We start from the raw sequence: 15,017 nt of genomic DNA, 5'->3' as shown, positions 1-15,017 counted from the left end.
TCAATATTGTGAAAAACACCCGCCCCAATTTGAAGAAGAGATATCAGCCTTGATTTTTTGGTTCCTTTTTGATCAAGCAAAAAGGGACAAAGGAAAAAAATTGCGATCAATGTCAACCACCTGCTTTGGCGAAAAACCTTCGGGATTCAATTATTTTCTTTAGCCAAAGACAAACAACCACTCGACATCATATATCCAAGGGTTAAAACCCTTGTCTACCAATATGTCAGGGCGCTACCCTTTTTCGTGAGGAGTCTTTTGATTAGGAATACCATTAATGAAGTTTGGGTAGCTACTAGACTCGCTAAGGACGAGGGGGGAGGACATTGGACCAGGCCGGCAAGGAAGGAGTGGTCTGTGGGGACACAGACCACGGTTAACCAAAAGGAAACGACACCTTCGCACCATACTTCCTCCGGATAAAAGGACGGCCTATATATCAGCGGTTTTTGGCAGGCATCGGAGAGCGTGAAGAAAATGAGTTAGCTCACGAAGGTTCACCGAGTGAGATCCACTCATTTTTAGCTCGCAGAAGCCAGACAAAAATCAAATTGGAAGAAAATCAATATTGTGAAAAACACCCGCCCCAATTTGAAGAAGAGATATCAGCCTTGATTTTTTGGTTCCTTTTTGATCAAGCAAAAAGTGACAAAGGAAGAAAAATTGCGATCAATGTCATCCACCTGCTTTGGCGAAAAACCCTCGGGATTCAATTATTTTGATTAGGCAAAGAAATTATGAAACACACCTTTTATCACCGGGTTTCGCCCGGAGTTATTCAAGGTTGAAGCCTGCCTATGCCGGCAGGCCCCTCAGGCTTCCCATTCACCACAAATCTTCAACCCTGTTTTGTCAAAAATCTTCGCTGTCCAATCTTTTTTTTAGCTAAAGAAAGTCTACAATGTTTAAAATTCCAGAGATTAAAATCCCCGGTTAAGATTTATGTCATCTCTACGTGATTTGAAAAAAAACACAGCATTTACAAAAGCCGTAGGCTTGGTTCAAGCTTAACCCCACAATTCATTGTGGGGAATACAGAATACAAAAATATAGTTCAAAGTGCCATCGGCATGTCCGAAAACTTGATTCTTAGATATGGCTAGATGGCATGAAATCGGATATGGATAAAAGGCAAATTGATAATCCATACATTCCCTACTTACCGAGCAGTTGCAGAAATCGGTGTTTAACAAGAATAATATCTGAGATTCCTATGGGGAATCGGGACCTATTCAAGGTGTAAATCTGCCTATGCCGGCAGACATGCCCATCGAGATTCCTTATTGAAAGCGGAAATAAATACGCCAAATTCCAGGCACAAGATTTATTTTTGAACAAGAAATTCTGGATATTGATCCTGCTTTATAAAAATGAAAACTCCTTTCAACCGGAAACTGTCTTGGTTTTTACCCTAAAACAATTCTCCTCCATATTCCTGGAATCGGGAATTTGGATTTTTCGCGCATATTCACCTTGGGGAATATCAAAAAACAATCCATATGTATAAAATCCTATCACTGGACGGTGGCGGCAGTTGGGCGATCTTGCAATTGCTCACCCTCAAGGAAAGATTCAGGGTGGAAATCCCCGGTTTAAAAGGCCATGACATCTTGAGACAATTTGATTTGATCATCGCCAATTCCGGGGGAAGTATTGTTTTGGCGGCTTTGGCCGAAAACATGACCATCGACGAGGCGATCCATCTTTTCGATGAAAAAGAAACCCGGGAAAGGATTTTTAGCAAAAACAGCTATAAGGAAAGCTTTTGGCCGGTAACCCTGACCAGATTGTTTTCCTTTGGCCCCAAATACAGCTCCAAAAGGAAAGGAAAAGCTTTTGCCCAGCTTTTCCCAAAATGCCACAGCATGTTGATGAATGAATTGCCGGATTTTATCGGCAAACCCAACTTGAAACTCATCGTTTGCACCTACGATGCATTGAACAACAGGGCGAAATTTTTCAGGTCCTATCCCCAGGGAAATGCGGGTTGGGAGTATGTGAAACTGACCCAGGCCATCCATGGCTCCTCAAACGCTCCCGTTCAGTATTTTGATTTCCCCGCAAGATTCAAAGCCAAAGGCAGCAATATCTTCTATGAATTGTGGGATGGGGCTTTGGGGGGATTCAACAATCCCGCTGTGGCCGGGATCATCGAGGCTTTCCGTGTCCAAGTTCCTTTGGAAGAAATGGTGTTGATTTCCATCGGAAATGGGAACAAATTGATGTCGATGGCCGACAAGGAAAATTTCTTCCAAATCAAATCCATCACCATCAAGGAACGCTTCAAAAAATTGAATTTCTTCAGTTATAAATTTCAATTCCGATATTTTAAACAAACGGTTTTGAATCAAGCGAAAACCATTTTGTACGAACCCCCTGATTGGTCAAGTTTTGTCGCCTTGATGTTCCTTTCCAAGAAAGCAGCGGAAATCGATGCTGTATCCTTTATCCGCTTGTCTCCCCTGATCCATATCGATGGCAAAACCCATCCTTCCGTTGTGCCGCTGCTCGAAAAACTCTATGCATTGGACATGGACCTTACCGAAGATTCGGAGATCAGTTTGATCAAAGAGTGTTTCGAGAAATGGAAAAATGGGGCCATTCAAAATCAACCCATTCACTTTGAGGTCCAAAGAAACAACGATCTTGTTTACCATTTTGGAGACGAATGGTTTGAAAATGCAATGGACAAATGGAGGGGTTTGGATCAGAAGAATACTGAAAAAAATGAAGAATGACGCAAGGATAGGAAGTATAATAATAGCCTGAATACTAGACGTCACCGCATTGGATTAATCATCTACCTAGCGTAGAAAAAAGATACCATTACATTTGAAACATGAAAAAGAATGTTCCCATCCAGACCCTGAATCTGATTCCTTTGCTGGACAACATGCTTATTGAATTGCTGAATAGCTTGACGCCTGAAGAATGTACTGCCCAAACGGTGGCAAACCTTTGGACGGTAAAAGATGTTGCCTCACATTTACTTGATGGAAATCTAAGGGCATTATCCAGTTCAAGGGACCGTTTTTTTGGTGAAAAACCGGATAAAATCGATTCTTCTCAGGACCTTATTGGATATTTAAACAAACTGAATGGGAGTTGGACGGAAGCCACAAAAAGACTGAGTCCTGAAGTAATAGTTTCCTTACTTGATTTTACAGGAAAACAATATTCAACCCATCTTCAGACCTTGGATCCATTTGAAGAGGCTATTTTTCCAGTGGCTTGGGCAGGGCAGGAAACTTCCCCCAATTGGTTTCACATCGCAAGGGAATACACCGAAAAATTTCTACACCAACAACAAATCAGGGATGCCGTGGGCAAACCCGGACTCATGACAAGGGAATTTTTCCATCCGTTTATGGATACTTTGATGCTGGCTTTTCCATATACTTTTCGTGATGTTGCATCCCCGACAGGGACTTGCGTGTCACTTTGCGTCACCACAACAATCGGTGGTCTATGGACCATTGTGAAAAAGGAAAATGAATGGCATTTGGAAAAAGAAATTGAAAAAATGGCAAATTCAATCGTCAGGATTGATCCGGATACGGCATGGAAATTATTCTCCAAAAGCATGACGACTGATCAAGCATTGGATAAAGTGGAATTCTATGGGGATATTGAATTGGGAAAGAAGGCCTTGGAAATAGTGGCCGTGATGGCCTGAAGGCAAGAAAAGGATAGCGTCGCAATGTCCGATCCACCATAATCGGAATTGAAAAAATCAACTGCAGCAAACAATTTTATGCAGGCTCCCATTTCCCAAATCCCAAAGGATTCAAAACCTGAGCTTGCGGAAAATTTAAAATCTGCGGATGAAAATTTAAGGAAAAAGGAAGTTTAGCAATGAAAAAAGGTTTATGCCACATCGGCAAAAATCCTTTCCATTCTCCGGAAATACATCATGCCAAAGACAAAGAAGACCACCGACACGATGGCCCCGGGCCAAATCCATTCCCAAGGCATTGGCCGATTCAGGAAGGCTGCACGGAAACCTTCGATCACACCCACCATTGGATTCAGGATATAAAAAGGCAGGTATTTTTCTGGGACGGCATTGGTACTGTATACCACTGGTGCGGCATAAAGCAGGATCTGAACTACAAAGCTCAAAGCATGCTTGACATCCCGATATTTGACGGCCATGGCGGAAAGGAACATGCCAATCCCTAGGGAAGTCATGAGGAGTTGCAGGATCAAAACCGGTAAAAACAACAAACCCCATCCCGGGCTGATCTGGAAATAAATCAGCAAAACGATGACCACCACAAAGGCAATGACAAAATCCAGCAACTTGGAAAGTATCGAGGAAAGCGGGAGCACCATCCGGGGAAAATAGACTTTGGTGATCATATTCGCATTTTGGATCAGGCTATTGGCGGATTCGGTAAGGGTACCCGAGAAGTAGTTCCAGGGCCAAAGTGCCAGGTAGGAAAAGAGCAGATAGGGCATCCCGTCGGAGTCCACTTTTGCCAAACCCCCGAATACCAAGGTGAAAACCAAAGTGGTAAACAAGGGTTGAATGATCGCCCAGGAAACACCGAGGATACTCTGGGCATACCGGGCCTTGATTCCACGCAGGGTGAGAAAATACAAGAGGTCTTTGTAACGCCAGATTTCCCGGAAATCCACGAGTTTCCAACCGGAAGTGGCTTCGATGATTTTTATTTTAGGATCCAAAAGAGATGATTTGAGGGTGTGGATGATTGGTATTTAAACTAAAGGGATGTTTGTGTAGAAAAGGGACGGAAGACGGGAGACGGAAGACCGAAGACCGAAGTTGGAAGACCGAAGACCGAAGACCGAAGTTGGAAGAAGCCTTATTTGAGATTTCTGGCAGGGATTTTTTGGATTTTGACATCTTTTGGTAGTATTGCGGATAGTCAGATTAACAAACCCGTTTTAGGGATTATCAGTGTAATTCCGGCCTGAAATTGCTTAATAATCAATCTTTTGTTTACTGTTTTTGACTTCACCATATTGGACGATACATTAATATCCAAATTGTCTGATTTTATTATTGTGACAACTCTATTGGGAAGCCTAATGTCTATTTCAGGCAAACTAAATTAATGTCCGCTACTTTGTCAAGGGGCCTGTTGAAAACCGAAACACAGGATTTTCGATTTCTTGTGTCTTCATGCTCCACTCCATTTCTTTGAAATAAATACTCCTTGCACAATAGCGGTAAATCAGATTAATTTAGTGGCTAAAGTACATGTTGGTTTTTTGGTCATCCCAATAATGGTAGATGTGGATTTCCTCGACCAAAGCATAGCCAAGCTTTTGGTACAAATTTATGGCGGGCAAATTGGTCTTTTGGGTGGGGATGCGCATGCGTCTTGCACCTTTGTCGAAAGCTGCACTTTCGGCTATTTGGAGCAGCGCTATTCCTATCCCCTGTCCCCTTGCCTTTTCACCGACGGCGATCAAGCCGATTTGGGCATTTTCTCCGGAGAGGGAAAGGGTGACCATTCCCTGAATTTCTCCATTGGCTTGGAAGACAAAGACGGAATCCTCCTCCAGTGCATTCTCCATCCAGCGGGAATAAAGCCTTTCGAATTCCCTATCGACCAATCTTCCGTCCAACCTGAACCGTGAATATTCCCCACTTTGCAGGGCAAGAGCTTTCAGTTCGGGGTTCATTTCTCCTGTGAAGGGATGGATGGTTTTGGTTGTTGGCGATTGTGGAACAAGTGTTTTTTGGAAAATACATTTGGTGTCCACATGAAGGATCTTGGTTGGGGTTTGCTCCAAAAGGCTTTCGCTGAAGAGATAAACCAGCTGGAAATCCTGGGCCTTCTGAAGGAATTCCTCCCATGAGATTTGTACCTCCACGTCGATTTTCCCGACCGGGTAGCCAAAAAAATCAGTGTCCCAAGGTAGATTTTGAATTTGCATGGATGTTGTTATTATGAATTTATGCTTATGCCTGATGGCGGATTCTTTTGGTTATTTGAAGATCATCCTTGCAGAAAATTTACCGTTTTGTCTGGTGCATTAAAATTCATGGAGGGGGAAATTGAACGGTATTTCTCCCATAAAACCCCTTCTTCCGTCTTTCCTCCCTACTTCCAACTTCCCCATTTCTGACTCTGTCTTCCGTCCCCCGTCTCCCGTCTGTCTTCCAACTTCCAACTCACACCCTTTTCTCCACGATATAAATCGGCCTTTGCTTGACCCCTTCGAAGGTTTTCCCGACATACAGACCGACCATCCCCAATGTACTCAGGACAAATCCTGTCAAGACCCAAAGGGAAATAATCAAACTGGCATATCCCGGAACGATAATGTCCCCCAGAAAGTAGCGTACGATGGTGTAGATGGCGAAAGCGAAGCCTGAAACCGCCACGATCACACCGAGTTTGACGGTGAGCCGAAGAGGTTTATCACTATAGGCCAACATGATATCCAGGGCCAGATTGAACAATTTCCTGAAGTTGTAACTGGAACCACCTTCTGTCCTGGCAGCATGGAGAACCTCCATTGTGGTTTGCCTGAACCCTACCCATTTGACCATGGTTGGAAAATACCGGATACTTTCCCGCATGCTTCGGATTTCAGAGATGACTTTTTGGTGATAGATACCAAAATTCGCGATGCTTTCATCCTGATGGGAACCCGTGAGATAAGCCAATGTGCGGTAAAAAACTTTGGACGACAATTTTTTGAAAAAGGAATCCTGTCTGAAAGTTCTCCTAGCGAGCACGACGTCATGTCCCTCCTGGGCCTTTTGATAGAGGGCTGGGATTTCTTCAGGCCTGTCCTGCAGGTCGCAATCCATGACCACCACCCATTCCCCTTGGGCCATGTCCAAACCTGCAGTAATGGCATAATGCTGCCCAAAATTACGGCTCAGTTTTATCCCTTTGATAAAGGGATAAAGAGCTGCCAATCTTTCTATCTCGGACCATGAAGCATCTGGGCTATGGTCTTCCACCAAGATCAATTCAAAATCAGGGGCTATCTGTGAAGCGGCCACCTGAATACGGGCAACAAGCTCCGCCAGGATTTTTTCGGCGCAATAAACGGGTGAGACAATCGAGAGGTACAAGGGAATGGGGTTTTGGTAAAGGTAGGGAAAGGCTGTGGCTACCACATAAGAAGCCATGAAAATTCAAATCAATCTATCCAATAAGTAAAATCCCTCCACATCACTTAATTGAAAGTATCGTTCAACGGGAAATTGAATCTAAAAAATTATTAAACCCGAAATATGGATTAGGCTTTGCAATTGAGTTGTAACGGAAAGACAATCAAACGCTTTAGGGAATACCGCATATTACCGATATGGCGAAGCCAAAAATTGCCTGCTACTTAGTGATTTTTTAGCAATTTTAGGATGAAATGACAATGCAAAACACGGGTTAAACAATAGAACACCGGAGATTGAAATTAACCATAGATCAAAATCCCCGTCATCTCTCCCTTGGCCTCGTCCATTACCGTAATGGTGACTTTTCGGTTGACCTTTTCGTAGGTTTTGTCGGTCAGGAAATCAAGGTATTTGCGGTCGATATCCTTGCCGATGAGGATCATTTCGATCGTCCCCGAATCGACCCCTTGGGCATAATCGCCCACGATATAGGCTTTTTCAACATTCCCCAATCTCCGAACGACCTGTTCCAAGAGTTGATCCAAGCCTAGAAACTTACTGACCATCCCTTTGATTTCATGGAAGAAAGGGTGTTGGTCGTTGGCCCGGTACATTTTGGTTTTTCCCTCCTCCCCTGATGTCAGCAAGCCCGCCTCAGTGAGTCGGTTGAGTTCGATGCGGATGGAATTGGTGGATTCATCGAATTCCTTTGCCAAGGCACGCAGGTAGCCCGAATTGGAATAAGAGAAGAATTTAAGGAGAAGCTTGATTCGGGTTTTGGAGGTAACGAGGGAGTTGAGCATGGAAAAGGTTGGTGTTGGATGCTGGATGTCTTTGTCGGGGCGGCAAAAATGAGCAGGGAAAAAGAGTCAATTCCAATACTCCCACTACTTGGCCGTCTGGACTTGACACAGAAAATTACGACTCAGAAAAAGAAAGATTTGACTCGCTAGAAACCGCGTGAAAGGATCAAAATATTTTTGTCTCTCATTGCACGGAAAACGGATCGGGTTGGGCATGGCTTCGCTCCTTCGGTCACATTGGTGCTTCGTGGGATGAGTAAGAAAATTACTCTGTGAAAACAAATTTACTCGTATCGTGGAAATAAGCAAGGAATGGGGTTTCAATCGGTCGTTTTTTCAAAAGGAATGGTCTGTGGGGAAGGAATGACGTGGTCTGTGGGGACACAGACCACGGATGGAGCAAAATGACCATGGAAATACAAGCCAAACGACCACAGGACCAAGCCTGAAGGCTTGAATTTGAAAATGCCGGAAAACGCACGCATCTTCCGGGAATTCAGGGAGTCGAAATTCAACACTGTCAGGGTTGGAAAACCGAACGAAACCATTTTATCCACCGCATTTCATACAGGGCTAATCAAATTCATTCCCTTCAGGAATGTCGCCAAATGCAATGATTTTGGTTTTTGGGGACGTTAGGGTTATTGAACTGCTTGATGAAAAGGGTTTTAGGGATAAAGGGTTGGTCTGTGGGGACACAGACCACGGTTAACCGGAAGGAAACTATACCTTCGCAACAAACTTCTTCCGGATAAAAGGACGGCCTATATATCTGCGGTTTTTGGCAGGCATCGGAGAGCGTGAAGAAAATGAGTTAGCTCGTGAGTTTTTCCGAACAAGATCCACTGATTTTTAGCTCTCCGAAGCCAGACAAAAATCAAATTGGAAGCGAATCGTTAAACCTGATAAACACCCGCCCCAATTTGAAGAAGAGATATCAGCCTTGATTTTTTGGTTCCTTTTTGATCAAGCAAAAAGGGACAAAAGAAAAAAATGCGATTAATGTCAACCAACTGCTTTGGCGAAAAACCTTTGAGATTCAATCCTTTTGACAAGCCAAAGAAAAACTGAATCCCAATAATTTATATTCCCAAAAGATAACTTATGGATGGGGTTAATTATTAATTTTCGCTCTTTTTATACTGAATTCTTTTCTGTAAATTAACGAGGAATCAGTTCTACATTTTTCGGGAATTTTTTATGTTGAGCATTGACGCAATCGGCGCACCCTTGATGATTATGATTTTTCTGGTAGAGCTGTATCTCACCTGGAAAAAAGAAGATCACCAAAATGAGATAAAAGATATGTTGGCCAATTTTGCTGTTGGAATGATGATCCTGACAGTGGGCCTTTTTATGAAGGGTGTGGCATTTGGGCTCTACAGTATCGTTTATGAATTTGCATTCTTCAAGCCTGACTTTACCCTCTGGCTATGGATTGCAGGCTTTTTTGCCTGTGATTTCATCATGTACCTCTTCCATTACTTAGGGCATAAATCAAGGTTATTTTGGGCTGCACATGTCACCCACCATTCCTCTTTGCATTACAATATTTCGGTAGGTTTCCGGGTCAATTTCATCCACACTTTTTATCGGTTTCTTTTTTGGGCCCCACTTTGTCTCATCGGAATACCCCCATGGATGATCTTACTCAACGAATCCATCTCCACCATTTGGAATATCCTTGTCCATACAGAACGGATCGGAAAACTCGGTTTTCTTGATTTGATTTTCAATACTCCTTCCAACCACAGGGTCCACCACGGCTCCAACCCAAAATATTTGGACAAAAACATGGGTGGAATCCTCATCCTTTTTGATCATATTTTCGGCACTTATGAACCGGAAGGTGAAAAGCCTATTTATGGCATCACACACAATATTTATACCCACAATCCCGCCAAAATTATCTCGCACGAGTATATCGATATTATCAGGCAATTGCCTGAAATACCAACGCTCAAATCGAAAATCCATTTTCTTTTTGGCCCTCCCGGTTCAGAAAAATGGAGGACTTCCAATCAAAAAGAGAATCCTGATAATTTGCAAACTCCTGTATTTGAAACGACAAGGATTTTGGAGGAAAATTAAGTTTTTAATTCTTTGAAAATAAGCTTAAACAAATATTTATACAATTTTGGATTGCAAGTTGCAGTATGCATTCCGTTCCACATTAGGGGTGGAAAACACAAGAAAGTCAGCCTATTGGTAGGTTAAGGCATTTAACTTATATACCGAATTCAAAAACCGCAAAGAGAGACTGTTTATGAAGCAATTTCAGGTGGTAATGGGATTTTAAATGCATCGCAGGTTTTAAATAAAGGGTATTTTTTTAGAAAAATCGAAAAGATGGAAGCTATAAATAAATCGCGAGAAAGATTTCCCAGATTTAAATCCAACAAGGAGGATGGCAATATGACCGCCGACCTAAGGTCAAGGGTATTGGGGAGAATAAAAGGCCTTAAAAAAAAGGAGAAGGAATTGAAATTCAAGGCCATTTTTTTACCACTGCTCTATTTGGGTTTGTATTTGTTTTCATTGTCCTCCTCCCATTATGCCACTTTCCTTTTTGGATATTCCTGTATGGGTTTGATGTTGGTTATAATTTTTTTGAATCTCATTCATGAAGTCTGTCACGAAAATCTGTTCTCCAGAAAATTATCCAACCATGTATACATACAGATTTTTGACCTGATGGGTGCAAACAGTTATATGTGGAAAAAAAGGCACATCACTTTCCACCACAACTACCCGAATGTTTCTGGTTGGGACAGCGACATCGAAAAGAGCAAATTTTTGAAGGTCCATCCTGAAGAAAAAGGAAAATGGTTGACCAAACACCAACATTTTATCTTTCTCTTGTACCCTTTCTTTCTTCTTAATTGGTTTTTGGTTCGGGATTTTAAAGATTATTTGTCCCAAACTTTGGGTAAAGGGAAATTTGGCCCAATACCCTTCATTGAATATTTGAAGCTTCTTTTGTTCAAATCCCTCTTTATAGGCTACGTATTTATAATCCCCATTTTCTTCAGCCCATTTTCTGCTTTACAGGTTATTATGGCAGGATTGCTGCTGTTTTTTGTTGCAGGGATTTTTGCGCTTTTTGTGTTGTTGCCACCACATGTCAATACCAATAACCAATTCCCCTTGGTAGGAAACAACCATACTTTGCCAAGCAGTTGGCTTTTGCATCAGCTCCAAACCACCAATGATATCGTGGAACAAAATTGGTTTACCAGATATGTAATGGCCAATTTTAATTTCCATATTGCCCATCATTTGTTTCCACATATCAGTTATCTCTATGCCAAAGAAGTGACCGATGAAATAAAACTTTTTTGCCAAGAACAAAGGTTGCCCTATAAATCCATTTCCATTTGGAAAGCCTTTCGTGACCATTATCAACTCATTAAAAGCAACAGTGTGGATCATCCCATCTGGGAGGAGAATATGTAACTGAAAATGATATGGCAGATTTCAAATATACCGACCTCCATTGCCATCCCAATCTCAAAACTTTTGGTCATTCTTTTTCAAACCAAGACCATCCAAAAGCTGATGTTTGGTTTACCAAAAAGCCGGATTTTTTTACCCGCAAAATTTATGAGAAAACCGGGCTAACAAAGTTCTCCCAGACAGATCTGAGCACCATGACCAGAGCCAAGGGAAAAATCGCTTTTGTTTCCTTATATCCATTTGAAAAGGGTTTTTTTCACAACCCCTATGTATCGCCTCCCTTGGCAGCACAATTGGCGAATTGGGGAATAGAAATCGGTTATAACAGGATTAGACATATCCAAAAGCATTCCAGCTACTTTGAGGACCTTAAAAGAGAATACCTTTTTTTCATCCATTCAAGACAAAAAAGCATGGTTGATGAAGTCCTTCAAGCCTGGAGCCCACTTAAAGACACGGCGGATTTGACGCACAATTTGAATACCGAAAATGAGATTGCCGTGATCTTCAGTATTGAAGGGGCGCATGTCTTCAACACAGGTTTAGAGGAATATGGAATCCAGCTGGATCGGGAGGAAGTTTTCACCAACATCAGTATGGTAAAAAACTGGGAATTTCCACCCTTATTTATCGGGCTGGCACATAATTTCAATAATGACCTGTGCGGACATGCCAGGAGCCTTCAAAGATTGGGAAAACTGGTCAATCAAGAAAAAAACCTTGGTATAGGATTGACTCATCTGGGCAGTGAGGTGGTAAGGGAATTGTTAGACAAAAGGAGTGGTCGGCGGATACTGATTGATCTCAAACACATGAGTTTGGCGACCAGGATGGATTATTTTCGATTGTTGGAGGAAGAATTCCCCGGTGAATCCATTCCTCTGATCGTCAGCCATGGCGCATTAACCGGACGTCCAATCCGGGGAAATGGAATCGCCTCTCCTCTATCGAATATTTTCAATGCTACTGAGTTGAATTTTTATGATGAGGAAATCGTCAAACTGGTTGAATCCAAAGGGCTTTTTGCTTTTCAAATGGATTTGAACATCCATGTGGATATCAAAAAAATCAAAGGTCTGTTCAGGTTCAAAAACCCTATCGAGGATTTGCAGAATTCCGCTTTGCTTATCTGGAACCAATTGCAGCATTTTGCGGAAGTTTGTGATAGAAATGGATTGTTTGCTTGGGGAAACACCTGTTTGGGGACCGATTTTGATGGAAGTATTTATCCCTTTCCCGGTATATTGACTGCTGAAGGTTTGGAACCCTTATCCCTCGAATTGAAAAACCTTGCCGGCAGTTATTTGAAAAAGAGGCGGTTAACAAGGAGGGAAAATTATGAAATTCAGGCAGAAGAAATCGTGGAACGGTTCTTTTTTACCAATACGGTTCAATTTCTATATGGTAATTTTTGAAAAAGAAATTTATCTAGTTTTAGCTGATCATTTAGGAAAGGTGAAGGTACCGAGGCAAAGATGGAGTGGTCTGTGAGGACACAGACCACCGAAGAAACACAGCGCACAGAGTAAAAATACAAACCACGGTAAGGCAAAGGTTTCGGAGTCCTCAATAGTTGATTCTGTATTTCAAATCCCTAAATGTAATTTTTCACACCCTATTGGAGCAGTCACACAATTCAAGGAAATAATTATTGAGCCAACCCAGCACAGCCAGCAAAGTTAAAAACAAACCAAAGGTGGGTGGTGCCAAAATGGCCAGTAAAACGTCCACTACAATGATTGCTGCCTGGGCCCTTTTATATCTAAAAAATTCATCCAATTGCCTCATTCTTTCGCCAATCGGTAAATCAAGTTTTCCGCAAAGGTCAAATTCGTCTTTATCGCAGATCCATTTCTTTAAATCAACTCCACTTTCTTCACACCTTTTTATGATTCTTCTGAGCACTTGATTTACGGATCGCAGGGAAAGGGCTTGGATATGCGCCTGTGTGCCATCCCCCCTATCGACAACGACTAGTTCTATATCAGACTCTTCCATGAACTCCCGAAAAGATTCCAACTGAAAGGCATCTATCAGCCCAAGATTGGGATTCTCGATGTATTCTGAAATTTCATGCATTTTTCATGGGGTTTAGGTTAGGAATTCAATTTTAGGATTATGGCCCTCAATAAGCCAACCATCGACCGCAAGCAATAATGGCAATCCAAACCAGTATGGAAACACCTGCAGCAATTTTGGCATCATTTGGCAATAAATGCGATTTCTCCAAATGGATGATTTTATTGAAAATGAATCGGTGAAAAATCAGGACATTGATCCCCGCAATCACCAACAAACCCATTTTGAGCCAGAAAATTGGGTTTATGGCCAAAGATTTGGCATTGGTCATAAAGAGCAAAATCCCTGAGGGAAAAATCAGATACAATCCTTTTTGGGACCATGGCAATAAATGCCTTGACAATCCCCCAACAGACAGCTCTTTGGAAAATCCCAAAAGACGCAAATCAAACATAAAAGCAGCTCCAACAAGAAGTACAATCCCTAGAATGTGAACGATTTCCAAGGTTGGATAAAGCCACAAAGACTGACGGATACTCAGCGCGATGGAAGTGTTTTCCAGCCATTCAAGCCACACCTGCATGCCTACCGCAATTCATGTTTTTTGCCGTTGATGAAAATTCTTTCGGCACGCATTTCCCCTTTTTCTGTTTTATGGGGATAAGCGACCAGCCTTACCGCTGCTCCTTTTTTGATCGCCTCAGCCGATACACCCCTATCAGTCATGCGACTTATGGGGGCAAGAAAAACCGTCCATATTTCTTCCTGATATTTCACCTTGACCAAAACATGCGGATTTTCATATATGGATTCCTCGATGGTGGAATTGAAATCATGGACTTTCGTCTGGTCATAGTTGGCCCATCCATGGTGGAAGAAAGTAAATGAAGCCAAGACAAATATGAAAAATACGGGCAAAGTACTTTTGACGATTTTCATAACCTTATGATTTGTTGCTATTTAAATTTAAAAAAACCGAGAAGAATAGGCAAATTAAAATTAGGGAATATTGAGAATGTGATTGTTTTCGGTTGGTTGGGTTGATTATGAAATGGAAATTCAACCCGTTGAGGGTTGTGCTGAATCCATTGATCATCTTATCCAGCACATTGCAAACGGGCAAAATCAAATTCATTCCCTTCAGGAATGTCGGCCATGCAATGATTTGCAGTTTTTGGGATTTGTTTGGGTTTTTGGGATTTGTTTGGGTTTTTTGGGATTTGTTTGGGTTTTTGAATTGTTTGATGCAAGGTTTTGGGAAGAGAACAAAAATTTTCGCAAACAACCACTACTTGCATTGGCGAAAAACCTTCGGGATTCAATCATTTTCTTTAGCCAAAGACAAACAACCACTCGACATCATATATCCAAGGGTTAAAACCCTTGTCTACCAATATGTCAGGGCGCTGCCCTTTTTCGAGAGGAGTCTTTTGATTAGGAATATCATGAATGAAGTTTGGGTAGCTACTAGACTTGCTAAGGACGAGGGGGGAGGACATTGGACCAGGCCGGCAAGGAAGGAGTGGTCTGTGAGGACATAGACCACGGTTAACCGGAAGAAAACGACACCTTCGCACGAACCTTCCTCCGGATAAAAGGACGGCCTATATATCTGCGGTTTTTGGCAGGATTCG

15 protein-coding genes are annotated in these 15,017 nt (G+C 42.2%); 7 read left to right on the top strand and 8 right to left on the bottom strand.

Annotation, left to right across the window (positions count from 1 at the left end):
* Positions 1–449: 449 nt before the first annotated feature.
* From F824_RS28060 to F824_RS0125155, 3 genes are all read left to right on the top strand, one after another.
* Positions 450–722, top strand: coding sequence for a hypothetical protein (locus tag F824_RS28060; protein WP_019600715.1), 273 nt, complete (start codon positions 450–452; stop codon positions 720–722).
* 777 nt (positions 723–1,499) lie between these two features.
* Positions 1,500–2,738 carry a patatin-like phospholipase family protein gene (locus F824_RS0125160; protein ID WP_019600713.1) on the top strand — a complete coding sequence of 413 codons (1,239 nt, stop codon included), beginning with the start codon at positions 1,500–1,502 and terminating at the stop codon, positions 2,736–2,738.
* Positions 2,739–2,839: 101 nt separating this feature from the next.
* Complete coding sequence (locus F824_RS0125155; RefSeq protein WP_019600712.1) at positions 2,840–3,676, top strand: maleylpyruvate isomerase family mycothiol-dependent enzyme; 837 nt, start codon at positions 2,840–2,842, stop codon at positions 3,674–3,676.
* 191 nt (positions 3,677–3,867) lie between these two features.
* Here F824_RS0125155 and F824_RS0125145 read toward each other — a convergent pair whose 3' ends face one another.
* The 5 genes from F824_RS0125145 to F824_RS0125115 form a co-directional block, all read right to left on the bottom strand.
* Positions 3,868–4,689: an ABC transporter permease gene (locus F824_RS0125145; RefSeq protein ID WP_019600710.1), complete on the bottom strand. Its 822-nt coding sequence runs from the start codon at positions 4,687–4,689 to the stop codon at positions 3,868–3,870.
* A 522-nt stretch (positions 4,690–5,211) separates the two neighbouring features.
* Complete coding sequence (locus F824_RS27070; protein WP_019600708.1) at positions 5,212–5,910, bottom strand: GNAT family N-acetyltransferase; 699 nt, start codon at positions 5,908–5,910, stop codon at positions 5,212–5,214.
* A gap of 238 nt (positions 5,911–6,148) precedes the next feature.
* A complete protein-coding gene (locus F824_RS0125125) occupies positions 6,149–7,120 on the bottom strand; it encodes a glycosyltransferase family 2 protein (protein ID WP_019600706.1) in 972 nt (323 codons plus the stop codon).
* Between the two features lie 284 nt (positions 7,121–7,404).
* Complete coding sequence (locus tag F824_RS0125120; RefSeq protein ID WP_019600705.1) at positions 7,405–7,908, bottom strand: winged helix-turn-helix domain-containing protein; 504 nt, start codon at positions 7,906–7,908, stop codon at positions 7,405–7,407.
* 320 nt (positions 7,909–8,228) lie between these two features.
* Positions 8,229–8,423, bottom strand: coding sequence for a hypothetical protein (locus F824_RS0125115; protein ID WP_139189936.1), 195 nt, complete (start codon positions 8,421–8,423; stop codon positions 8,229–8,231).
* A gap of 685 nt (positions 8,424–9,108) precedes the next feature.
* Here F824_RS0125115 and F824_RS26570 point away from each other — a divergent pair.
* The 3 genes from F824_RS26570 to F824_RS0125090 all read left to right on the top strand — a co-directional run bounded on the left by F824_RS26570 (position 9,109) and on the right by F824_RS0125090 (position 12,779).
* A complete protein-coding gene (locus tag F824_RS26570) occupies positions 9,109–9,999 on the top strand; it encodes a sterol desaturase family protein (protein ID WP_019600701.1) in 891 nt (296 codons plus the stop codon).
* A 258-nt stretch (positions 10,000–10,257) separates the two neighbouring features.
* A complete protein-coding gene (locus F824_RS0125095) occupies positions 10,258–11,364 on the top strand; it encodes a fatty acid desaturase family protein (protein ID WP_019600700.1) in 1,107 nt (368 codons plus the stop codon).
* Between the two features lie 11 nt (positions 11,365–11,375).
* Entirely contained in the window at positions 11,376–12,779 is a 1,404-nt protein-coding gene (locus F824_RS0125090) for an amidohydrolase family protein (protein WP_019600699.1), read from the top strand.
* Between the two features lie 193 nt (positions 12,780–12,972).
* On the opposite strand, the gene F824_RS0125085 is transcribed toward F824_RS0125090, so the two are convergent.
* From F824_RS0125085 to F824_RS0125075, 3 genes are read right to left on the bottom strand one after another with little or no spacing between them, the layout of a single operon-like run.
* Positions 12,973–13,443: a hypothetical protein gene (locus tag F824_RS0125085; protein WP_019600698.1), complete on the bottom strand. Its 471-nt coding sequence runs from the start codon at positions 13,441–13,443 to the stop codon at positions 12,973–12,975.
* 46 nt (positions 13,444–13,489) lie between these two features.
* Positions 13,490–13,966: a DUF6644 family protein gene (locus F824_RS0125080; protein WP_019600697.1), complete on the bottom strand. Its 477-nt coding sequence runs from the start codon at positions 13,964–13,966 to the stop codon at positions 13,490–13,492.
* Between the two features lie 2 nt (positions 13,967–13,968).
* Complete coding sequence (locus F824_RS0125075; protein ID WP_019600696.1) at positions 13,969–14,322, bottom strand: DUF6152 family protein; 354 nt, start codon at positions 14,320–14,322, stop codon at positions 13,969–13,971.
* 107 nt (positions 14,323–14,429) lie between these two features.
* Between F824_RS0125075 and F824_RS0125070 the strand changes: the two genes are divergently transcribed.
* A complete protein-coding gene (locus tag F824_RS0125070) occupies positions 14,430–14,924 on the top strand; it encodes a hypothetical protein (RefSeq protein WP_019600695.1) in 495 nt (164 codons plus the stop codon).
* The last annotated feature ends 93 nt before the right edge of the window (positions 14,925–15,017 follow it).

Origin of the sequence: Rhodonellum psychrophilum GCM71 = DSM 17998, assembly GCF_000381545.1 — a bacterium.
In the GTDB taxonomy this organism is placed as follows: Bacteria; Bacteroidota; Bacteroidia; order Cytophagales; family Cyclobacteriaceae; genus Rhodonellum; species Rhodonellum psychrophilum.
Note: the sequence above shows the minus strand (reverse complement) of the source record. Positions and strands in the feature narration are given on the sequence as shown.